The organism is Enterobacter cloacae complex sp. 397G4, assembly GCF_050031515.1.
Lineage (GTDB): Bacteria > Pseudomonadota > Gammaproteobacteria > Enterobacterales > Enterobacteriaceae > Enterobacter > Enterobacter hormaechei_C.
The window spans coordinates 1,076,002-1,097,820 of record NZ_JBLGWE010000001.1; the positions used below are offsets into that span (position 1 = coordinate 1,076,002).

The following is a 21,819-nucleotide window of genomic DNA, read 5'->3' on the forward strand; positions in this document are numbered from 1 at the left end:
AAGGAATTGCTATGCCATTTGCCGTACCACGTGCATTACCGCTGACGTTACTCGCCGCTTTCGTGCTGGCGGGCTGTGCCGAAAAAGGGGCTGCCCCGCTCAAAGAAGGGGAGAAGCCCGTTGATGTGGCGAGCGTGGTGCGGCAAAAAATGCCCGCCAGCGTGAAGGATCGCAGTGAGTGGGCTGATGCGCTGGCCGCGACCTTCAAAAGTCAGAAGATCGCGCCTACCGAGGAGAATATCTGCTCGGTGCTCGCGGTGGCGCAGCAGGAATCGATGTATCAGTCAGATCCTGTAGTGCCTGGCCTGAACAAAATCGCCTGGAAGGAGATCGACCGCCGGGCCGAATCGATGCATATCCCGGTTTTCCTGGTGCATACCGCCCTTAAAATCACCTCGCCAAACGGTAAAAGCTACAGTGAACGGCTGGATACGGTGAAAACCGAGAAACAGCTTAGCGCCATTTTCGATGATTTCATCAATATGGTGCCGATGGGGCAGAAGCTGTTTGGCTCGCTAAATCCGGTGCATACCGGCGGTCCGATGCAGGTCAGTATCGCATTTGCGGAAAAGCATACCGACGGCTATCCGTGGGATATCGACGGTACGGTACGTCAGGAGGTCTTCTCCCTGCGCGGTGGGCTGTGGTTTGGGACGTATCACCTGCTGAATTATCCGGCCAACTACGATAAACCGCTGTATCGCTTTGCCGACTTTAACGCGGGCTGGTATGCCAGCCGAAATGCAGCCTTCCAGAATGCGGTAAGCCGCGCCAGCGGTGTGAAGCTCGCTTTGGACGGCGATCTCATTGCTTACGGCAGCAGTGAGGCCGGGACCACCGAACGTGCGGTGCGAAAACTCTCGACGAAGCTGGAGATGAGCAACAGCGACATTCGCCGACAGCTGGAGAAGGGCGACAGCCTGGCGTTTGAGAAAACGGATCTGTATAAGCAGGTCTTTGCGCTGGCCGAGAAGAAAAGTGGAAAGGCTTTACCCAGAGCCATTCTGCCAGGCATTCAGCTGGAAAGCCCGAAGATCACGCGTAACCTGACGACCGCCTGGTTCGCGAAACGCGTTGACGATCGTCGGGCACGCTGTATGGGACTGTAATCAGTGGCGGTTGCGCCAGCGCAGGACAAGGGCAATCACGCCCAGAACCATGCTGCCCGCGAGGAAGGGAATGAGTCCAAATACGGTGCTCACGCCTAAACCGATTTCAACGCGCGGGCGGCCTGTATCCTGCACCTGCATCAGATGCTCATACACGCCAGGGGCATGCACCAGCATATTCAGCAGTTGGGTTCCTGCCCAGAAACAAAACAGAACAAACAGGGCATAGGCAATATTCCCCGCCGTGGAGGTTTTTGGTTGTTTTCCGCCAAAAATCGGTTTCGACAATGTAAAGTCTGCCATAAGACCTCCCGATAATATCACTCTGTTTTAATACGCGTCGTACAGGGTGAGTGTGACAGGTCATAGCATTTGTCAATATCAGAATCGTGGGAAATTCGGCTCAGGATTTCTCCTGGATTGTCGATTTCTGCATCACGTCACAAATTGATAACATAAGTGAAACTGCGCTGCATTTCAGAATTTACGTATCCGCCACAGACGCCATTATCAAACTGTGAGAGGATAGTTTTTTTTCTGCCGGAGTTGTCATGAAGCTCACTTCCAAATTACGCCGTGACTGGCATTACTACGCCTTTGCGATCGGGCTGATCTTTATTCTCAACGGTGTTGTCGGGCTGCTGGGATTTGAAGCGAAAGGCTGGCAAACCTATGCGGTTGGGCTGGTAACCTGGGTAATCAGTTTCTGGCTGGCGGGATTTATTATCCGCCGTCGTCCCGATGAGACGACGACGGCAGAGAAAGCTGACTAAGCGTTAGTTAACGGAACTTTTCAGGGCGCTGTCAGCGGCGTGGCGCTCCAGTGCCAGTTCAATCAGGCGGGTGATCAGTTCCGGATAGCTTATCCCGCTGGCCTGCCACAGCTTCGGGTACATGCTGATATTGGTAAAGCCCGGCAGAGTGTTGATTTCGTTAATCACCACCTCGTTATCCGGCGTCAGAAACACGTCGACGCGCGCCATCCCACAGCATCCCAGCGCCTGATAGGCTTCAACGGCGATCGCCCGGATCTTGTCGTTAACGTCGGGATCGAGCGCGGCGGGAACCACAACCTGGGCACCTTTGTCGTCAATATATTTGGTGTCGTAGGAATAGAAGTCACTGTTCAGTACCACTTCACCACAGGTACTCGCCTGCGGGAAGTCGTTGCCCAGTACGGCGCACTCAATTTCACGACCGTTAATTCCCTGCTCAACCACCACCTTATGGTCAAATTCAAAGGCCAGACGAACGGCATCGTTAAACTGCGCTTCGCTGGTGACTTTGCTGACGCCGACGGACGAGCCCTGATTCGCCGGTTTCACAAACAGCGGCAGGCCGAGTTGCGCCTGGATCTGCGCGAAGCTGTGTTTATCGCGGTTGGCGCGAGTGAGCGTCACGAACGGCGCAATATTCAGACCGGCGTCGCGCAGGAGACGTTTTGTGACGTCTTTATCCATGCAGGCGGCAGAGCCCAGCACATCGGAACCGACAAACGGCAGGTTCGCCATCCGCAACATGCCTTGCAGAGAGCCGTCTTCGCCCAGCGTGCCGTGAACGATAGGGAACACTACGTCAATCTGTACCAGCGCCTGCGCGTTCCCGGCATCGATAAGCTGTCCCTGTTCCACGCCTGGAACCGTTGCGACGCTGACATCAGAAGGATTAAGGGCAATGTGCGCCGGATCGTCAGCGTGTAACAGATACTGGCTGGCATCGTTAACATGCCACTGGCCCTGTTTATCAATGCCCAGCAGCACCACGTCAAAACGGCTTTTATCAATCGCATCAACGATATTTTTAGCCGATTGCAATGACACCTCGTGCTCTGCCGATTTTCCCCCAAAGACAATACCTACGCGCTGCTTTGCCATCTCACTCTCTTCCAGTCTGACGAAAAGCCCATAACATACCACGATGCCCGGCGGGTTTCGCGGCCTTCTGCCATAATGTTTTGGGGATGCTGAAGGGGGGCGCGTGAAAGGAAAAGGTCTGCTTATTCTTATTGTTATTGCCGGGATCGCCACGGTGGGCTACCGCTGGTTGCCGCCGTATTACAATCCTTTCGTGCCGCTTACGCTTGACGATCCGCCCGGAAAAATAACCCAGTTTAAACTTCGACGTTTAACACCGCAGGCATGCGAAAGCCTGTTAGCGCAGGCGAATCAACGCCAGCTTATCCGTACCCAGGCTGTCGCTGACAGCGCCGGTGAGTGTCCGCTGAGTAACGTGGTGCGCGTGCGCGATTTTGGCCCGGTGAGCCTGAACAGCAGCTTTCTGGCCAGTTGTCCGCTGGCGTTAAGTTCGGCGCTGTTTGTCAGCCAGCAGGCCCGACCGCTCACCAAAACCTGGACCGGAAGCGAGCTTACTCGTATTGAACATCTGGGCAGCTTCGCCTGCCGCAATATCTACAGCCGCCCGGATGCGCGGCGCAGCGAACATGCCACGGCGGATGCGCTGGATATCAGCGCTTTCAGGCTGGCAAATGGACAGCGCGTTACCGTCCTGAACGGCTGGAAAGCGGAAAAGACGCAGCCCTGGCTACAGGCCCTGCTCTCGGCAAGCTGTGGCTATTACGGTAACGGTCTGGGGCCGGACTATAATGCCGCCCATGCCAACCATTTCCATCTGGGGATGCGCGACTATGGATTATGTCGATGAAGCATAATCTTCCGCCAAAAATTGGATAAATTGTGACTTATTTCACAAATATGATGACTGGGAAGATAAAACACCAAAGTCTGCAAGGCCGCATCTCTGGCGCTATGTCATTGCGCGTAACTTGCTAATCTGTCGGCGAATTCGCCTAAAAATGAAGACTATTTCTGTTATGGAATCCTGGAAAGTTAATCTCATTTCAGTCTGGTTCGGCTGCTTCTTCACCGGACTGGCTATCAGCCAGATATTGCCCTTCCTGCCGCTGTATGTGTCGCAGCTGGGAGTGACTTCCCATGAAGCGCTCTCGATGTGGTCCGGCCTGACGTTCAGCGTGACGTTTCTGGTCTCCGCCATTGTGTCGCCGATGTGGGGCAGCCTGGCGGATCGCAAGGGGCGCAAGTTGATGCTGCTCCGCGCCTCGCTGGGGATGGCGATAGCCATTTTGCTCCAGGCCTTCGCCACCAACGTCTGGCAGCTGTTTATTCTGCGGGCGATAATGGGGCTGACCTCCGGTTACATTCCGAATGCCATGGCGCTGGTGGCCTCACAGGTACCGCGTGAGCGAAGCGGCTGGGCGCTCAGCACGCTTTCCACGGCCCAGATCAGCGGGGTCATTGGCGGCCCGCTGCTCGGCGGCTTCCTGGCGGACCATGTCGGGCTGCGTGCGGTCTTTATCATTACCGCGATCCTGCTAACGATCAGCTTTCTGGTCACCCTTTTTCTGATTAAAGAGGGCGGGCGGCCTGTTGTCAGTAAATCCGAACGCTTGAGCGGAAAAGCGGTTTTCGCCTCGCTGCCTTATCCTGGCCTGATGATTAGCCTCTTTGTGACGACGATGGTGATCCAGCTCTGTAACGGTTCGGTAGGGCCGATTCTGGCGCTGTTTATCAAGTCGATGGCGCCGGACAGCAGCAACATTGCTTTTCTGAGCGGGATGATTGCCGCGGTGCCGGGCGTGTCGGCGCTGATGTCTGCTCCGCGTCTGGGGAAACTGGGCGACAGGATCGGTACGGCACGTATTCTGATGGCAACGCTCATCATTGCGGTGATCCTTTTCTTTGCCATGTCATTCGTCACCACACCTCTTCAGCTCGGCATCCTGCGCTTCCTGCTTGGCTTCGCAGATGGCGCCATGCTGCCCGCTGTTCAGACGCTGCTGGTGAAATATTCCAGTGACCAGGTAACCGGCCGCATTTTTGGCTACAACCAGTCGTTCATGTATTTAGGCAACGTAGCGGGCCCGCTTATCGGCGCCTCGGTCTCGGCGATGGCGGGTTTCCGCTGGGTATTTGCCGCGACGGCGGTGGTGGTCCTGCTGAATATTATTCAACTGGCCTTTGCCTTGCGACGCCGCAGGCGAATCGCTGAGGCAAAGTCGGCCCGGTAAACACGATAATATATTATTTATTCTTATGAACGCCGCATTTTTATATAACGAAATGCGGCGCCTTTCTTTCAGGAAAACGTTTCGCTTTCGCGCTGAAATATCTTTTTTGGCAGCGATGTCACTTTTGCATAAGATAAAGCCAATCCATGCTTTTCATTATTCAGAGAGGGTGTTAATTTCAGGGGAAATCACATAAGGAAATAGCACCATGAAAAATCTCATTGCTGAGTTGTTGGTTAAGCTTGCCCAAAAGGAAGAAGAGTCGAAAGAGCTGGTTGCCCAGGTCGAGGCGCTGGAAATCGTTGTGACGGCGCTGCTGCGACAGATGGCAAAACCGGAGCAGGAGGCGTTGATCGACAACGTTGAAGGCGCGCTGGAAAAAGCGCGTCCTGATTCCCAGGTGCCTGCGGAAGATGCGGAGCTGCTTCAGCAATACGTAAAGAAGCTTTTAAGGCATCCTCGCAGCTAACCTGTCTGAGGTGAAATGACGTGTCACAGAATTGTCATGCAGGATGCCTGGCGTCGCTCTGTTTTTATTTTTACACATTTATGCAGGGAAAATTAAATTGAGACAGAGCACACCTTTCACCGCATAATTTCTGTTATTAATTACCGCCTCCCCCCCGGCGAAACCGGTTAATGAATATTGTGCCGATACAGGGCTGAAATAACCGCAGAGCCCGGCGAAAATCAGAGTCGCAGGGTGGTTTTTTTCCCGTAACGAGCCAGACTTAACGTGGAACTTCACATAAAGGATGGTGCAATGAAAACAACAATACTGGTTACCCTGCTCTCTGGCCTGTGTCTGATCGCCTCAGCACACGCGGAAGAGAAAACGTTAACGCCCCAGCAGCAGCGCATGACGACCTGTAACCAACAGGCGACATCGCAAAGCCTGAAAGGGGATGCCCGTAAAACGTACATGAGCGACTGCCTTAAAAATGGTGCGGCTAAACCCGGTGAAAAAAGCCTGACCCCACAGCAGCAAAAAATGCGTGAGTGCAACGCCCAGGCGACACAGCAGATGCTGAAAGGCGACGATCGCAGCAAGTTTATGAGCGCGTGCCTCAAAAAACAGGCGTAGTGCTAACGGGTGAGTCACGGCTGTGGCTCACCCAAAATTTCATACTTTCCCCGCTATCCCCCTCTCTATAATTTGGGAAAATGTTTCAGAATATTCCCAAAAATGATGAATGATGAGTTTTATGACAATCACGAGAACATTCGGGAAGCGTGGCACCAGCAGCTTTCTCAGGATGATTCATACCGTTCCGGTCTGCGATTTGCCCGGCGAATACGGCTGGCACGCATCGTTGCTCTGGCGGCGCTATTTGTTCCGCTTGCCAGCGTCCTGGTGAGCCAGTTTCTTTCCGGCGTCTGGTGGTTATTGCTGGTGGGCTGGGTCTTTGTCTGGCCCCATCTGGCCTGGCAGCTGGCTTTTCGTTCGGCTGAACCCCACATCAGTGAAATTGTTAATCTGAAAATCGATGCCATTATTGCCGGTGTCTGGATGGGGCTAACAGGGTTCAATGCGCTACCAACGGCGGCGCTGATCGTGATGATCGGCATGAATATGATGGGATCGGGGGGATGCCGGTTATTTCTGACAGGATTCGCGCTACTTGCCCTGTCTGCCCTGTTGACCGTGCAATCCATGGGTACTCCTGTGGTATTGACCTCTGAACCGCTGGCGTTGTGGCTGACGCTCCCCGTGCTGGTGGTCTATCCCATACTGTTTGCCTGGCTCAGCCACCGCACGGCGATCCGTCTGGCAGAGCATAAGCGTCGGCTTGAGCTGATGAGTACCCGCGACGGAATGACCGGCGTGTTCAATCGCCGTCACTGGGAAACGCTGCTGCGTAACGAATTTGAGGCCTGCCGTCGAAGCCATCGACAGGCGACGATACTGCTCATCGATATCGATCACTTCAAGACGATCAACGACACCTGGGGGCATGACGTGGGGGATGAAGCGATTGTCGCCATCACGCGCCAGCTTCAGCTGACCCTGCGCTCAGGCGATTATATTGGCCGTTTTGGCGGGGATGAGTTCGCGGTGATCATGTCCGGCACGCCTGCCGACAGCGCGATTGCAGCGATGTCGCGCGTCCACGAACGGCTGGTCAACATGCCGCTGCACGGAGCACCTATGGCGAGGTTGTGTATCAGCGTTGGGGTTGCCCCCTGGGGGGCGCAGTTCACCCACTATCGTGAATGGCTAAAGGCGGCGGACGTGGCCCTCTATAAAGCCAAAAATGCCGGACGAGGCCGCACCGAAGTGGCCGCCTGACGCCCGGCGTAACGCATCAGGACTTACTGAGCTTCTCTGATTTTTCCATGCATTTTTCCATCGCCTCGATCACGGCGGAGCGGAACCCGCGATCTTCCAGCACGCGCACGGCTTCAATGGTTGTGCCCCCCGGTGAGCACACCATATCTTTCAGTTCGCCCGGATGTTTACCCGTTTCCAGCACCATTTTGGCCGAACCCATCACCGCCTGCGCTGCAAATTTGTAGGCCTGCGCGCGCGGCATTCCACCCAGTACGGCGGCATCGGCCATGGCTTCGATAAACATAAAGACATACGCCGGGGCAGAGCCGCTCACGCCGACTACCGGGTGGATCATCGGTTCGGCAATCACTTCCGCTTCGCCGAAGCAGCGGAAAATATTCAGTACATCCGCCACGTCTTCAGATGTGACCAGCGCGTTCGGGGTAACGGATGTCATACCGGCATTCACCAGCGACGGGGTGTTTGGCATGGCGCGAACAATCTTACGGTCGTGGCCCAGCGCGCGGGCGAGCTGATCGAGGGTCACGCCTGCGGCAATCGATACCACCAGGGTCTCTTTGTTAAGGCTGGAGGTGATCTCGCTCAGGACTTTAATCATGATATTCGGCTTAACGGCGCCAAAGACAATATCCGCCACCTGAGCCACGTCCTGTGCGCTTTCGGCAGCGTTGACACCATACTCATCACGCAGCGCCGCGACTTTATCCGGGGATGGGGTATAGACCCAAATCTGCCCCGGCAGCACCTGCCCGCTGGCAATCAGTCCGCCGAGGATAGCTTTGCCCATATTTCCGCAGCCGATAAACCCGATTTTCTTATCCATCACGTCTCTCCGTTTTTATGCGTTGTTATCTCTCATTGATAGCTTAACAACGAAATGCAGGCGACAATAGTCACCAGAATCATAATGGGGAGAGACTATGGCGATTTGGGTTGATGCGGACGCGTGTCCGAATGTCATCAAAGAGATTTTATTTCGTGCTGCCGAGCGCGTGCAGATGCCGCTGACGCTGGTGGCGAACCAGAATATCCGCGTGCCGCCCTCCAGATACATCCGTTCTCTGCGCGTTCCGGCCGGGTTTGACGTGGCGGATAACGAGATAGTACGCCTGTGTGACGCAGGAGATCTGGTGATCACCGCGGATATCCCGCTGGCTGCCGATGTACTGGCGAAAGGGGCGGCGGCGCTGAACCCGCGCGGAGAACGCTATTCGCCGGCAACGATCCGGGAGAAGCTCACCATGCGTGATTTTATGGATACGCTTCGTTCCAGCGGCGTGCAAACCGGTGGGCCGGACAGCCTGTCGCAGCGCGATCGCCAGCAGTTTGCCGCCGAGCTGGATAAATGGCTGCTGGAAGTGAAGCGCCGCCCGGCGTAGCCCACCTCCGGGCGGTTTTGTGGTACAGTGTGGCTTCCACAGGCTTGTTATTCCGTACCGCTTTGCAGTAAAGTTAGCGCAACATCTACTGCAATCATTTCTTTACAGCCTTCAGTTATCCGGCAGCAAGGGGAACACCTGGTTATGAACCCACCCATCTTTTTAGTTGGCCCTCGCGGCTGTGGGAAAACCACCGTTGGTCTGGAGCTGGCGCGTCTGTGCCAGAGTCAGTTTGTCGATACTGACCACTGGCTCCAGGAGAATGCCGGTAAGACCATCGCCGATATCGTTGAAGATGAGGGTTGGGAGAGCTTTCGTGCGCGTGAAACGGCCACGCTGGAAGCGGTGACCGCGCCGTCAACCGTGATCGCGACCGGTGGGGGCATTATTCTGGCACCGTATAACCGCCAGTTTATGCGCGAAAAGGGTGTCGTGATCTACCTCTGTGCCCCGGTCTCTACGCTGGTGGGGCGGCTGGAGGCGTTTCCGGAAGAGGGACAGCGCCCGGCGCTGACCGCGAAACCGCTGAGTGAAGAGGTCAGCGACGTCCTCGCCGAACGCGATGCACTGTACCGCGAGGCGGCACACCACGTTGTGGATGCGTCAGCGTCACCCGAGAAAGTTGCGATTCAGATTATTACCGCCCTGCGTTTGGCTTGCGCCAGCTAACAGCCGTCTATACTCATAGCTCAGACATAAAAAAAGGATGAGCTATGCCAACCAGACCTCCCTATCCACGTGAAGCCCGCATCGTTATCGTTGAAAAAGGTAACGGCGATCAGACCGTAACCTGGTACCAGCTGCGTGCCGATCACCCTAAACCTGATTCGCTGATCAGCGAACATGAAACCGAACAGGAAGCGCTGGATGCGAAACGGCGCTATGAGGATCCTGAGAAGTCCTGACAGGAATCCGAATTCGTTACAACCGTGCCTGAATCACACTTTTAACATATCGCTGATGTTAAGCAGCAGTTAATATTTAGTTATTACAGGTGGATTCGGAAAGGCCAGTCGATCTTTACATTACGGTGTAGAGATCCCCTGCTACCCTTGGTGCTGTTTTGTTGAAAAAATGAACAGTGCAGCGTAGTGAGCCTGTACTTGTGTGGCAGTTGTGGTAGTAACGGAAGGCGATCAAAATGAAGGCGACGTTGGCGATCCTCACGATTGGTGTGGTGCCTGTAAGCGAAGTATTACCGCTCTTAACCGAGCATCTCTCTGAACAACAAATTACGCATCTCAGTCTGTTAGGGAAGCTCAGTCGGGAAGAGGTCATGGAAGACTACGCGGTCGGAGAGGGGGAAGATTCCCTGGCAACGTTACTCAGTGACGGTAAACTGGCGCATGTGTCGCGCCAGAAAATCGAGCGCGCGCTACAGGGCGTGATCGAAGTGCTCGACAATCAGGATTATGACGTTATTTTGCTGATGAGCACGGCACCCGTTAAAGGACTCAGCGCGCGTAATGCCATTCTGCTCGAACCGATGCGGATTATCCCCCCGCTGGTGGCCTCAATTGTTGATGGTCATCAGGTTGGGGTCATCGTTCCCGTTGAGGAACTGCTGGATAACCAGACGGTGAAGTGGGCCGCGCTGGAGCACACCCCGCTGTACGCACTGGCAAACCCGTTCTGGGACAGCGAAGCGAAGCTGATTGCGGCCGGGCAGGAGTTGATCGACAGAGGGGCGGATGTCCTGATGCTCGACTGCCTGGGCTTCCATCAGCGGCATCGTGATTTACTGCAAAAGGCGCTGGATGTTCCGGTGCTGCTCTCTAACGTCCTGATGGCGCGCCTGGCGTCAGAATTACTGGTGTAATGATTTTGCGTGACAGGTCATGAGCATGGCCCCTATAGTGGATTTTTCTCAATAAATATAAGGGCCAGTTCATGCTTCAAAGTAACGAATACTTTTCCGGTAAAGTGAAATCCATTGGTTTTACCAGCAGCAGCACTGGCCGCGCCAGTGTCGGCGTAATGGCGGAAGGGGAATACACCTTTGGCACCGCAGAAGCGGAAGAGATGACGGTGGTCAGCGGCGCGCTGAACGTCCTGCTGCCGGGTGAAACGGAGTGGAAAGTCTATAGTGCCGGGCAGGTCTTCAACGTGCCGGGCCACAGCGAGTTCCATTTACAGGTTGCAGAGCCAACCTCTTATCTGTGCCGCTATCTGAAATAAAAGCATGCCGGGTGGCGCATTCGCTTACCCGGCCTGCGTTTTGCCTGTCAGCGCTGCGCTTCGCCGCCGAGGCCTTCCACCAGGTTCTGAATCAGCGCCGCCAGCTCGCCGGTCATCAGGATAAAGTCTGCGTCAAAGCGCTGAGCATAATCTTCGCGGTCGATATCTTCGTTCTGATCGCGCAGTTCATCGCAGAACTTAAGGCGCTTCACGGAGCCGTCATCACACATCACAAACTGAATGCGCTGCTGCCAGTCGAGTGCCAGTTTGGTCACCACTTTGCCCGCTTCAATGTGCACGGCGATTTCGTCGCTCACCAGATCCTGTTTCTTCGCGCGGATCACGCCGCCATCTTCCAGCAGCGCTTTCAGCTCTGCTTCATCAAGGATCTGGAAGCCCTGCGCGGCAGTCCCGCTGCGCACCCACTCGGTCAGGGTCAGCTCAATCGGCGTTTCCAGCGTCAGCGGTACCACCGGTAATGAGCCAAGGCTCTTACGCAGCAGCGCCAGCGTATCTTCCGCTTTTTTGGCGCTGGCGCAGTCCACCATGATCAGCCCGTTCACGGTGTCGATCCACATCATGGTCTGGCTAAAGCGGCTAAAAGCGCGCGGTAGCAGCGAGTGCAGCACTTCATCCTTCAGCGAATCTTTTTCGGTTTTTTTAAGCTTACGGCCCTGTTCAGCTTCCAGCTTGAAGATCTTCGCTTCAAGCGCCTGCTTAACCACGGGCGTCGGCAGGATCTTCTCTTCTTTACGGGCGCAAACGATGATTTGCCCCGTGCTGCTGGCGTGGGTCAGCGCATCGCTTTGAGAACCCATTGGCGGAACCCAGCCGGTTTTTGCCATATCCTGGCTACCGCAAGGGGTAAAGGAGTAAGCGGCTAACTGTTTTTCCATCTCTTCTGCACGCAGCGAAACGTCGCGGCTGAGACGGTAAACCATCAAATTTTTGAACCACAGCATGATAATTTCCACGGCCTTGTCGTTAAATCAGCGGGCATGATAACGAATTGTCGCATCGCTTGCATTGCTAATCGGGAAGCGGGCTTCTACTCTGTTGATAATCAAAATAATGAGGAGTGTCTTGTGCGTATTGGGATTGATTTGGGCGGCACCAAAACAGAAGTTATTGCGCTGAGCGAGCAGGGGGAGCAACTGTTTCGCCACCGTCTGCCTACGCCGCGCGATAATTATCACCAGACCATAGAGACGATTGCCCGCCTGGTCGATATGGCAGAGCAGGCAACGGGCGAGACGGGCACGGTCGGGATGGGGATCCCTGGCTCCATTTCGCCGTATACCGGCGTGGTGAAAAACGCCAACTCCACCTGGCTCAACGGTCAGCCGTTTGATAAAGACTTAAGCCAACGCCTGAACCGGGAGGTGCGTCTGGCGAATGACGCTAACTGCCTTGCGGTCTCTGAGGCCGTGGATGGCGCAGCGGCTGGCGCGCAGACCGTATTTGCGGTCATTATCGGCACCGGCTGCGGGGCGGGCGTGGCCCTCGGTGGGCGCTCGCATATTGGCGGCAACGGCACCGCGGGCGAGTGGGGGCACAATCCGTTGCCGTGGATGGATGAAGATGAACTCAAATACCGCGCCGAAGTACCGTGCTACTGTGGCAAGCAGGGCTGTATTGAGACCTTTATTTCCGGCACGGGGTTTGCCACCGATTATCATCGTCTGAGCGGTCAGCCGCTGGAAGGTAACGAGATTATGCGTCTGGTTGAGGAGCAGGATCCGGTGGCTGAACTGGCGCTCAGCCGCTACGAAATGCGGCTGGCTAAGTCACTGGCGCATGTGATCAATATTCTTGATCCCGACGTGATTGTACTGGGCGGCGGCATGAGCAACGTCGACCGGCTGTACGCCACGGTGCCAACGCTGGTGAAACAGTGGGTATTTGGCGGCGAGTGCGAAACGCCGATCCGCAAAGCCGTCCACGGAGATTCCAGCGGAGTGCGCGGCGCGGCGTGGCTCTGGTCGGAATAAACGCAAAACCGTTTTTGATGTTTGTGCCCTCTCCCCGTGGGGAGAGGCTACCCCAGTAATTTGAAAGCAAAAGCTATAACGTTGCCTCAGAATAACTGAGGGCTTTCAGCGATGCCTCGGTCCGGCTGTAAATCGCTGAGGCGTTTCCTGTAGGCCGGGGCGAGGCGCAGGGATGCGCCGAGAGGGCGGGCTTTACAGGGATGTTACCTCCGCCCGTCCCCGATAAGCCGGAAGGAATAAGCCGAAGGCACCGCGAAGCGGCGATTTTCCGCCGGAAGCCCGGGTCGCCAGGGTGGTGGCGACTGAGCCACCCTGGCACGTTCACCGCTCATGTCGTGACAGAGTAGCAAGGAACATAACGTGAACGGAATGACCACCAGAGCCGTATGTTCCCCCTCACCCCAGCCCTCTCCCTCAAGGGAGAGGGGGCCGTCTGTGCAGGCATTATTTTGTGGGGAACTCTCAGCCCACAGGGAGAGGGCCAGGGTGAGGGCACCAGACCGCACCGCCCCCCATTTATTCCACCGCAAACACCTTATCCAGCCTGCTATATCCCAGCCCGTTGATCTTCTTCACTTTGATCTGCACCGGAATGCGCTCTTTCATTGCCTCTACGTGGCTGATCACGCCGATAGTTTTCCCGGTGGCGTTCAGCGCGTCGAGCGCGTCCAGCGCGGTGTCCAGCGTTTCGCTGTCGAGCGTGCCGAATCCTTCATCCAGGAACAGCGAGTCAATGCGCGTTTTGTGACTGACCAGATCGGAAAGCGCTAAAGCCAGCGCCAGACTGACCAGGAAACTCTCCCCGCCGGAAAGGGTACGGGTATCGCGTACCGCATCGGCCTGCCAGGTATCGACCACTTCCAGCTCCAGCGCGTCGCTGGCTTTACGCTGAAGCAGATAGCGGCCATGCAGACGGTTGAGCTGCTGGTTGGCAAGCCACACCAGATTATCCAGCGTCAGCCCCTGAGCGAATTTACGGAATTTATCGCCGGTGCTGGAGCCTATCAGCGCGTTGAGATAGCCCCAGTCGTCGGCCTGACGCGCCGCCTCCTCAATCCGCTGCATAAGCGCCTGCTGGTGCAGACGGTTATCGGCGTCCTGTTTGAGCTGCTGGCGGATCTCCCCCTGATGCGTGGTGTTGTCCCGAAGCTGTTGCGCCAGCTGGTGTAACTGCGCCTTAAGCGTTGCGGCATCGGTTTCCAGCCCCTCGGGGCGCTGTGCCTGATGCGCCTGAAGCTGCTGGCTTGCCTGCACCGAAAGCGCCGTGGCCTGCTGGAGCTGGTTTTCCAGCGTCTGCTTTTGTTGTTCAAGCTGGCGGATCGACGTTTCATCCAGCAGGGCGGAGAGAAATGCGTCCCGATCGGCAAAGCAGCTCGCGGTCAGCGCGGCGTTGAACTGAGCCTGTGATTGCTGGAGCCGTTCACGCTCAAGCGTCTCCTGTTGCTGTAGGGTGGTGAGCTGACTTTGCAGCGACACGCATTCGTCGTGGATGCCGCGCCAGTTCTCAGGGATAACCGCGTCGGCTTCTGCATCATTGGTAACCGGCAGCGTCTCCAGAATGGGCATCAGGGCGTTAATACCTTCCTGAATTGTACCGTGCTGGGCCTGTTTTTCCTGCCACAGGGTATATTCGCTTTCGCGCGCGCTCAGCCAGGCGCTTTCAGCCCCTTCATCGGGCACGCTAAGCGACAGCGATTGTAACGAGGCCGCCAGCGCCTGACGCGTCGCCGTCAGCTGCTGCTGGTACTGGCGCGCCTGACCTTCCTGTTCATTGAGCTGGTTTTGCAGCGTCAGACGCTGGCTGAGCTGATACAGCTGGCGTTCATACTGTTCCTGTTCGCTCATCCAGGGGGCAATATCATCCTGAATATTCAGCGCTATGTTCAGGGAGGCGCAGACCTCCAGCCACTCTTTAGTGAGTGCTTGCTCTTCCTCAGAGAGAGCCTGTGCTTCCTCTGTCTCGCGCTGGATCTGCTGGGTCAGCGCATTCACCTGCGCGAGCACCAGCAATCCTTCCTCTTTTAGCGCAGCAACCTCTTTCTCCAGCGCGTCGCGGCGGCGCTGATTGTCAGTCAGTTCAAGCGCCTGATACTGCACAACTGCCGGGTGTTCGCGTGAACCGCAGAGCGGGCAAGGCTTACCCGCTTCGAGCTGTGCACGATAGTTCTCAAGATCCTTGATTGTCGCCTCACGCTCACAGAGCGCTTTCAGGTCGGCATAGTGCTGATTTTTCTCTTTGAACTGCTGACGCCGCAGGATCAGCGTTTCATTGAGCTTAGCCTGCTCAGCCTGCGCTTTCTGCACGTTTTCCGCATTCTGGCGCAGCCGTTTTTGCAGCGGCTGAAAGCGAGCGTGAAGCGCTGTCAGACGCTGGCGGAGCGCCCGCGACTGTGCCTGTTGCTCCATTGCCGTCGCGAGATCCTCAGCCGTCAGCGTCAACCTACTTTCAGGCATCTCAGCCAGCTTCTGACGAAGCTCAGCCATGCGCGCTGACTGGGCAACAAGCTGATTTTTATCGCGACCCAGTTGCGTAAAATGCGCCCGCCAGCCGGCAATTTCCTGCCCCCACTGACGGAAACGATCGTGTTCGGTCAGCCACTGCGTCAGTACCTTGTGCTCTGTCTGCAACTGTTCACGGTTGCGCAGTGCACCGTTGCGAATACGCGAGCGCTGCGCTGCTCTGTCGAGTAAGCGAGTATTTACTTCAACAATTCGCTCTGTTGTCTGCGCCAGGCGGGTGGTCTGCTCTTGCTGATACTCCCATAGCGGACGTAGCTGGGCGGCGGGCTGCGCCAGCTTGAGCTTCGCCAGTTGGGGCGCGGCGTCCGTCAGAGCCTGTTGCGCCTGCTGCTGCGAAGCAGCTGCACGCTGCTGCTCACGTATCAGTTCGTCGTTACGCGTAAGCCACTGAAAATCTTTCTGTTGGCTTTGCTGCTGTGCCAGCAGGACTTTTTCTTCGTCAGTAAGTGCCTGCAAACTTTGCTGCAAGTGCTGCTGCTGTTCCTCGCTCAGCAGCACAACCCCTGCGGCCTGCGCTTCGCACATCTCCAGCGCGTTACGTGCCGCTTTGTGTTTTTCGAAAACCATGGCGGAAATCTGGCCGTAAATTTCCGTGCCGGTCAGTTCTTCCAGCAGCTCTGCGCGATCGCTCGGTTTAGCATTCAGGAAGGCGGCAAACTGCCCCTGAGAGAGCAACATCGAACGGGTAAAGCGACCATAGTCCAGCCCGGTAAGCGCGGCGGTTTGTTCCAGCTTATCCGTGACTTTGTCGGCCAGAATTTTGCCGTCTTCGCAGCGGGCCAGCTCAACGCGCGGTGCCTGTAAGTTCCCGTCCGGCTGGTTGCGGGCGCGGTTCTGGCTCCAGAAAGCGCGATAAGCAACGCCTTTGACCTCAAATTCTACTTCCGCCAGGCATTCGGCGGTATCGCGCGTCATCAGGTCGTTTTGCGCCTGAGAGACCTTATTAAGACGCGGCGTTTCGTGGTAAAGCGCCAGGCAGATGGCATCCAGCAGCGTGGTTTTACCCGCGCCGGTTGCGCCGGTGATGGCAAACAGTCCGTTGCTGGCGAACGGCTCCGCGGTGAAATCAATTTTCCACTCACCCTTTAGCGAATTCAGATTTTTCAGGCGCAGGCTCAGAATTTTCATGCGTTTTCGTCCTCGTCATGGAGGGAATGCAGGGTCTGGGCAAACAGCTCGTTAAGCCTGGTGCGTCTGGCCTCGTCCACCTCTTCATGCGCAAGCCGCCGCGCGAACACCTCTTCAACCCGAAGTTCGCTAAGCGTTTCACGCTGGGCGTTGAGCAGTATTTTCTCGCGCTGCTCGCGGCTGCGGCGTACCAGCAGCACCTCCACGGGAAGGTCTTCCGTCAGCGTCTGTATTTTACGCTGCATATCGTACAGGTAGTCGTCGGTGGTGATTTCGATATCGAGCCAGACGGGGGGATTAAGCGCTGCGCCGCGCCACTGCTCAAGCTGAGCGGTAATGGCGGCCAGATCGCCTTTCAGCACCGCCAGCGGCTGGGTGACCGGCACCTCAAGCGTCTCAACGGCGCTGAGTTTGCCTCCGGTGAAGCTCACCAGATGCGCGGATTTGGCCTTGCCCGTTTCGTCAAAACTGAGCGAAATGGGCGAGCCGCAGTAGCGGATATGCTCGCAGCCGCCGATGATCTGCGCCCGGTGAATATGCCCGAGGGCAATGTAGTCGGCGGGGGGGAAGTTTTGCGCCGGGAACGCGTCCAGCGTACCGATATAGATCTCGCGCACCGCATCACTCTTACTGGCTCCGACGGTGGTGAGGTGCCCGGTGGCAATGATCGGAATGGCCTGATCGCCGCGCAGGGCGCAGGCTTCCGTATGTTGCTGGTGATAATAGCGGGTGATGGCCTGCAACAGATGCTGCTGTTTTTCGCTGCCGGACAGACCTGCCTGGCTTTGCACGATATCGCGCGGGCGTAAAAACGGAATTGGGCACAGCACTGCGCCCGGCGTGCCGTCGCGTTTTTTCAGGATCTGCGGCGCGTGTCCGGCGCTGGCCACCACGGTGGTATTGAGGAACGCCAGAATATCGCGGGATTCATTCAGCGTCGCCACCGAGTCATGGTTTCCGGCGACAATCACAAGGTGACAACCGGTTTGCTGGAGGTTGACCACAAAACGGTTGTACAGCTCACGCGCATAGCTCGGCGGCGATCCGGTATCAAAAATGTCGCCCGCCACAATAATCGCGTCCACCTCGTGAGCCTGAGCCATCTCCAGCAGCCAGTTCAGGAACGCTTCATGTTCCGCGGCGCGGCTTTTGCTGTAAAAATTTTGACCCAGGTGCCAGTCTGAGGTGTGAAGTATGCGCATAAAAGATCCGTGGCAATAATAAGAAAGCAGGATTATAAACGTTCGGGGAACGGAAAATAACCGCTGTAATAAAACAACAGTTTGCTATTTATAGTGGTAATGTTTTTCATAAATCTGTCATAAATCTGACGCATAATGACGCCGCATTACAGACTTGTAACTTAAATACGATAAGACAGGGCAAAGTATGGCGAGACGTATTCTGGTCGTAGAAGATGAAGCTCCGATCCGTGAAATGGTGTGCTTCGTGCTTGAACAAAATGGCTTCCAGCCGGTTGAAGCGGAAGATTATGACAGCGCGGTGAACCAGCTGAATGAACCCTGGCCCGATCTGATCCTGCTGGACTGGATGCTGCCTGGCGGTTCCGGATTGCAGTTTATCAAGCATATCAAACGCGAGGCGATGACCCGCGATATCCCGGTGGTAATGCTGACGGCGCGCGGCGAGGAAGAGGATCGCGTGCGCGGTCTGGAAACCGGCGCGGACGATTACATCACTAAACCGTTCTCCCCGAAAGAGCTGGTGGCGCGTATCAAAGCCGTGATGCGCCGTATTTCACCGATGGCGGTGGAAGAGGTGATTGAGATGCAGGGGCTGAGCCTGGATCCTACCTCACACCGGGTCATGACCGGTGAAAATCCCCTCGATATGGGACCGACCGAATTTAAACTCCTGCACTTCTTTATGACCCACCCGGAGCGCGTTTACAGCCGCGAACAGTTGCTGAATAACGTCTGGGGAACTAACGTCTATGTCGAAGACCGAACGGTTGACGTCCATATTCGCCGCCTGCGTAAAGCACTGGAACTGAGCGGCCACGATCGCATGGTACAGACGGTCCGCGGCACGGGTTATCGTTTCTCGACCCGTTTCTGAACAATGACAGGAGTGTGACGCGTGCTGGAACGTCTGTCATGGAAAAGGCTCGTCTTTGAACTGATCTTATGTTGTATTCCGGCCCTCATTCTGGGGGCTATCTTTGGCTATCTGCCGTGGTTTTTACTGGTGGCCGTGACGGGATTGCTCGTCTGGCATTTCTGGAATTTACTGCGTCTCTCCTGGTGGCTGTGGGTCGACAGAAGTATGACACCCCCGCCGGGAAGCGGGAGCTGGGAACCGCTACTCTACGGCCTGCACCAGATGCAGATGCGTAACAAAAAGCGCCGTCGTGAGCTGGGAAGCCTGATCAAACGCTTTCGTAGCGGTGCGGAGTCGCTGCCGGACGCGGTGATCCTGACGACAGAAGAAGGGACAATCTTCTGGTGTAATGGCCTCGCGCAACAGCTGCTGGGCCTGCGCTGGCCGGATGATAATGGTCAGAACATCCTGAACCTTCTGCGTTATCCCGAGTTCACGCTGTATCTGAAAAAGCGGGATTTTTCGCGCCCGCACAATCTGAAGCTCAATAACGGTCGCCATCTGGAAATCCGCGTGATGCCCTACAGCGATCGGCAGTGGCTGATGGTAGCGCGGGACGTTACCCAGATGCACCAGCTTGAGGGCGCGAGACGTAACTTCTTTGCCAACGTCAGCCACGAGCTGCGTACGCCGTTGACGGTGCTTCAGGGCTACCTGGAGATGATGCAGGAGCAAACGCTTGAGGGGGCGCCGCGTGAGAAAGCACTGCATACCATGCGGGAGCAGACGTTCCGCATGGAAGGGCTGGTCAAACAGCTGCTGACGCTTTCAAAGATTGAGGCTGCCCCGTCGCTGGCGCTAAACGACATCATTGATGTGCCGATGATGTTGCGGGTGGTGGAGCGCGAAGCCCAAACGCTGAGTCATAATCAGCACACCCTGAGTTTTGACGTTGATAACACGCTGAAAGTGCTCGGCAGTGAAGATGAGCTGCGAAGCGCTATCTCAAACCTGGTCTATAACGCCGTGAATCATACCCCGAAAGGGACGCATATCGCGGTGAGCTGGCAGCATACCCCGGCGGGCGCTGAGTTTAGCGTCGAGGACAACGGGCCGGGGATCGGGCCCGAGCACCTCCCGCGTCTCACCGAACGATTCTACCGGGTGGATAAGGCGCGCTCGCGGCAGACCGGCGGGAGCGGACTGGGACTGGCAATTGTGAAGCATGCCGTCAGCCACCACGAAAGCCGGCTCAATATCGAAAGCACCCTGGGTAAGGGCACGCGCTTTAGCTTCGTGATTCCGGAACGATTAATTGCCAAAAAAAGCGCCTGACGGCAGATGTGTCAGGCTACCTTTCCACGGGCCAGCGATTGCTGGCCCGTTTGCTTTGCAGTCAAGCGAAACGCGGATGAATATTATACGGCTGGTGCTTTTTTGTTCGCATGATTAGCCATGAGTTTTTCTTATACATGGCATATTATTTTGGTCTGAATTTTCATGCTGGCATATTGTTCTGGTTTTACGATCCCTTCTTGCCTTTAAACGTTATAAGCGTTTAAATTGCCCCCCATATACTGTCAGACCGACTGTATTTGCGTGGTAAATCGAAAAACTATTCTTCGCCACGCCAGGACGGGAGCATATCCCGCTGAAATTGAGCAAATTTTCCGCTGTATCGTCCCGTGAGGGATGGCGAAAATCTCAACGTATTCAACACCACATCCACAGGCAGTAAGGTTTTATGACCCATCACTTGAAATCGCGTGACATTATCGCGCTGGGCTTTATGACATTTGCGCTGTTCGTTGGCGCAGGTAACATCATTTTTCCTCCAATGGTTGGCTTACAGGCGGGTGAACACGTCTGGACGGCTGCGTTTGGCTTCCTGCTTACTGCCGTGGGCCTGCCGGTACTGACCGTTATCGCGCTGGCGAAAGTCGGTGGCGGTGTGGACAGCCTCAGCACCCCGATTGGCAAAGTGGCTGGCGTTCTGCTGGCAACCGTCTGCTATCTGGCCGTTGGCCCGCTGTTCGCGACCCCACGTACGGCGACCGTCTCCTTTGAAGTGGGTATCGCCCCGCTGACCGGTGACGGCGCGATGCCGCTGTTTATTTACAGCCTCATTTACTTCGCCATCGTGATTCTGGTTTCTCTCTATCCCGGCAAACTGCTGGATACCGTGGGTAACTTCCTGGCTCCGCTGAAAATTGTGGCGCTGATCGTGCTGGCGGTTGCGGCCATCGTCTGGCCTGCGGGGCCCATCAGCTCCGCGATGGACGCTTATCAGAACGCGGCGTTCTCAAACGGTTTCGTGAACGGCTATCTGACAATGGATACGCTCGGTGCGATGGTGTTTGGTATCGTTATCGTTAACGCCGCGCGTTCCCGCGGGGTGACCGAAGCGCGCCTGCTGACTCGCTACACCATCTGGGCTGGCCTGATGGCCGGTGTCGGCCTGACGCTGCTGTATCTGGCGCTGTTCCGTCTGGGTTCAGATAGCGCAACGCTGGTCGATCAGAGCGCAAACGGCGCGGCGATCCTGCATGCTTACGTGCAGCATACCTTTGGTGGTGCAGGCAGCATGCTGCTGGCGGCGCTGATTTTCCTGGCCTGTCTGGTGACGGCGGTGGGTCTGACCTGCGCCTGCGCGGAGTTCTTCGCCCAGTATCTGCCGCTCTCTTACCGCACGCTGGTGTTTATCCTCGGCATCTTCTCCATGGCGGTGTCAAACCTCGGTCTGAGCCACCTGATTCAGGTGTCAATTCCGGTGCTGACGGCGATCTATCCGCCATGTATCGTGCTGGTGGTGCTGAGCTTCACCCGCCCGTGGTGGCATAACTCGACGCGAATTATTGCGCCGGCCATGTTTATCAGCCTGATTTTTGGTATCCTTGACGGGATCAAAGCATCAGCATTTGCAGAAATCCTGCCAGCCTGGACACAGCGTCTGCCGCTGTCCGAGCAGGGCCTGGCCTGGCTGATGCCTTCCGTTGTAGCGCTGGTTCTGGCGATTATCTGGGACCGTGCGGCAGGGCGTCAGGTGACATCCAACGCCCATTAATCAACGGCAACAAATTGTTTAACCACGGGGCTTAAGGCCCCGTGGTTTTTT

Annotated in this window: 22 protein-coding genes; 16 read left to right on the plus strand and 6 right to left on the minus strand. The window is 56.1% G+C overall.

What is annotated here, in order from left to right; genetic code table 11:
* Positions 1-11 precede the first annotated feature (11 nt).
* On the plus strand, positions 12-1,109 hold the full coding sequence (locus tag ACQG1Y_RS05105; protein WP_017383149.1) for a DUF1615 domain-containing protein: 1,098 nt from the start codon (positions 12-14) through the stop codon (positions 1,107-1,109).
* Here the strand turns inward: ACQG1Y_RS05105 and ACQG1Y_RS05110 are convergent, their stop codons facing one another.
* Positions 1,110-1,412: a DUF2755 family protein gene (locus ACQG1Y_RS05110; protein WP_003859159.1), complete on the minus strand. Its 303-nt coding sequence runs from the start codon at positions 1,410-1,412 to the stop codon at positions 1,110-1,112. It abuts the gene before it with no gap.
* Between the two features lie 248 nt (positions 1,413-1,660).
* Between ACQG1Y_RS05110 and ACQG1Y_RS05115 the strand changes: the two genes are divergently transcribed.
* Positions 1,661-1,882: a DUF2754 domain-containing protein gene (locus ACQG1Y_RS05115; protein WP_015571318.1), complete on the plus strand. Its 222-nt coding sequence runs from the start codon at positions 1,661-1,663 to the stop codon at positions 1,880-1,882.
* Between the two features lie 3 nt (positions 1,883-1,885).
* Here ACQG1Y_RS05115 and ddlA read toward each other — a convergent pair whose 3' ends face one another.
* Positions 1,886-2,983: a D-alanine--D-alanine ligase gene (ddlA, locus tag ACQG1Y_RS05120; RefSeq protein WP_061855963.1), complete on the minus strand. Its 1,098-nt coding sequence runs from the start codon at positions 2,981-2,983 to the stop codon at positions 1,886-1,888.
* A 103-nt stretch (positions 2,984-3,086) separates the two neighbouring features.
* Here ddlA and ACQG1Y_RS05125 point away from each other — a divergent pair, with 103 nt between their 5' ends.
* The 5 genes from ACQG1Y_RS05125 to adrA all read left to right on the plus strand — a co-directional run bounded on the left by ACQG1Y_RS05125 (position 3,087) and on the right by adrA (position 7,444).
* Positions 3,087-3,770, plus strand: a complete 684-nt coding sequence (locus ACQG1Y_RS05125) for an extensin family protein (protein WP_368740801.1) — start codon at positions 3,087-3,089, stop codon at positions 3,768-3,770.
* Between the two features lie 169 nt (positions 3,771-3,939).
* The gene (locus tag ACQG1Y_RS05130) at positions 3,940-5,154 is read left to right on the plus strand and encodes a multidrug efflux MFS transporter (RefSeq protein WP_015571317.1); all 1,215 of its coding nucleotides are present in this window, start codon (positions 3,940-3,942) and stop codon (positions 5,152-5,154) included.
* Between the two features lie 208 nt (positions 5,155-5,362).
* Positions 5,363-5,623, plus strand: coding sequence for an anti-adapter protein IraP (gene iraP, locus ACQG1Y_RS05135; RefSeq protein ID WP_003859148.1), 261 nt, complete (start codon positions 5,363-5,365; stop codon positions 5,621-5,623).
* A 294-nt stretch (positions 5,624-5,917) separates the two neighbouring features.
* Complete coding sequence (gene psiF / locus ACQG1Y_RS05140) at positions 5,918-6,238, plus strand: phosphate starvation-inducible protein PsiF (RefSeq protein ID WP_015571316.1); 321 nt, start codon at positions 5,918-5,920, stop codon at positions 6,236-6,238.
* A gap of 102 nt (positions 6,239-6,340) precedes the next feature.
* Positions 6,341-7,444, plus strand: coding sequence for a diguanylate cyclase AdrA (gene adrA / locus ACQG1Y_RS05145; protein WP_414234655.1), 1,104 nt, complete (start codon positions 6,341-6,343; stop codon positions 7,442-7,444).
* Between the two features lie 16 nt (positions 7,445-7,460).
* Here the strand turns inward: adrA and proC are convergent, their stop codons facing one another.
* Complete coding sequence (gene proC, locus ACQG1Y_RS05150; protein WP_015571314.1) at positions 7,461-8,270, minus strand: pyrroline-5-carboxylate reductase; 810 nt, start codon at positions 8,268-8,270, stop codon at positions 7,461-7,463.
* 97 nt (positions 8,271-8,367) lie between these two features.
* On the opposite strand from proC, the gene ACQG1Y_RS05155 reads away from it, so the two are divergent.
* The 5 genes from ACQG1Y_RS05155 to ppnP all read left to right on the plus strand — a co-directional run bounded on the left by ACQG1Y_RS05155 (position 8,368) and on the right by ppnP (position 11,004).
* Positions 8,368-8,826, plus strand: a complete 459-nt coding sequence (locus ACQG1Y_RS05155) for a YaiI/YqxD family protein (protein WP_003859141.1) — start codon at positions 8,368-8,370, stop codon at positions 8,824-8,826.
* A gap of 144 nt (positions 8,827-8,970) precedes the next feature.
* The gene (gene aroL, locus ACQG1Y_RS05160; RefSeq protein WP_017383154.1) at positions 8,971-9,495 is read left to right on the plus strand and encodes a shikimate kinase AroL; all 525 of its coding nucleotides are present in this window, start codon (positions 8,971-8,973) and stop codon (positions 9,493-9,495) included.
* A 44-nt stretch (positions 9,496-9,539) separates the two neighbouring features.
* Positions 9,540-9,731: a protein YaiA gene (yaiA, locus tag ACQG1Y_RS05165; RefSeq protein ID WP_032624771.1), complete on the plus strand. Its 192-nt coding sequence runs from the start codon at positions 9,540-9,542 to the stop codon at positions 9,729-9,731.
* Between the two features lie 236 nt (positions 9,732-9,967).
* Positions 9,968-10,645, plus strand: coding sequence for an AroM family protein (locus ACQG1Y_RS05170; protein ID WP_368740799.1), 678 nt, complete (start codon positions 9,968-9,970; stop codon positions 10,643-10,645).
* Between the two features lie 71 nt (positions 10,646-10,716).
* Positions 10,717-11,004: a pyrimidine/purine nucleoside phosphorylase gene (gene ppnP, locus ACQG1Y_RS05175; protein ID WP_003859131.1), complete on the plus strand. Its 288-nt coding sequence runs from the start codon at positions 10,717-10,719 to the stop codon at positions 11,002-11,004.
* A 47-nt stretch (positions 11,005-11,051) separates the two neighbouring features.
* Here the strand turns inward: ppnP and rdgC are convergent, their stop codons facing one another.
* Positions 11,052-11,966 carry a recombination-associated protein RdgC gene (rdgC, locus tag ACQG1Y_RS05180; protein ID WP_368740798.1) on the minus strand — a complete coding sequence of 305 codons (915 nt, stop codon included), beginning with the start codon at positions 11,964-11,966 and terminating at the stop codon, positions 11,052-11,054.
* A 123-nt stretch (positions 11,967-12,089) separates the two neighbouring features.
* On the opposite strand from rdgC, the gene mak reads away from it, so the two are divergent.
* A complete protein-coding gene (gene mak, locus ACQG1Y_RS05185) occupies positions 12,090-12,995 on the plus strand; it encodes a fructokinase (protein ID WP_368740797.1) in 906 nt (301 codons plus the stop codon).
* Positions 12,996-13,511: 516 nt separating this feature from the next.
* Here the strand turns inward: mak and sbcC are convergent.
* A complete protein-coding gene (gene sbcC, locus ACQG1Y_RS05190; RefSeq protein WP_368740645.1) occupies positions 13,512-16,643 on the minus strand; it encodes an exonuclease subunit SbcC in 3,132 nt (1,043 codons plus the stop codon).
* Complete coding sequence (gene sbcD, locus ACQG1Y_RS05195; protein WP_368740646.1) at positions 16,640-17,845, minus strand: exonuclease subunit SbcD; 1,206 nt, start codon at positions 17,843-17,845, stop codon at positions 16,640-16,642. The genes sbcC and sbcD overlap by 4 nt, the downstream gene beginning before the upstream one ends.
* A gap of 187 nt (positions 17,846-18,032) precedes the next feature.
* Between sbcD and phoB the strand changes: the two genes are divergently transcribed.
* The 3 genes from phoB (at position 18,033) to brnQ (ending at position 21,768) form a co-directional block, all read left to right on the plus strand.
* Positions 18,033-18,722 carry a phosphate response regulator transcription factor PhoB gene (gene phoB, locus ACQG1Y_RS05200; protein ID WP_003859122.1) on the plus strand — a complete coding sequence of 230 codons (690 nt, stop codon included), beginning with the start codon at positions 18,033-18,035 and terminating at the stop codon, positions 18,720-18,722.
* A 21-nt stretch (positions 18,723-18,743) separates the two neighbouring features.
* Positions 18,744-20,039, plus strand: a complete 1,296-nt coding sequence (gene phoR / locus ACQG1Y_RS05205) for a phosphate regulon sensor histidine kinase PhoR (RefSeq protein ID WP_032647398.1) — start codon at positions 18,744-18,746, stop codon at positions 20,037-20,039.
* Between the two features lie 409 nt (positions 20,040-20,448).
* Positions 20,449-21,768, plus strand: coding sequence for a branched-chain amino acid transporter carrier protein BrnQ (brnQ, locus tag ACQG1Y_RS05210; protein ID WP_003859118.1), 1,320 nt, complete (start codon positions 20,449-20,451; stop codon positions 21,766-21,768).
* The last annotated feature ends 51 nt before the right edge of the window (positions 21,769-21,819 follow it).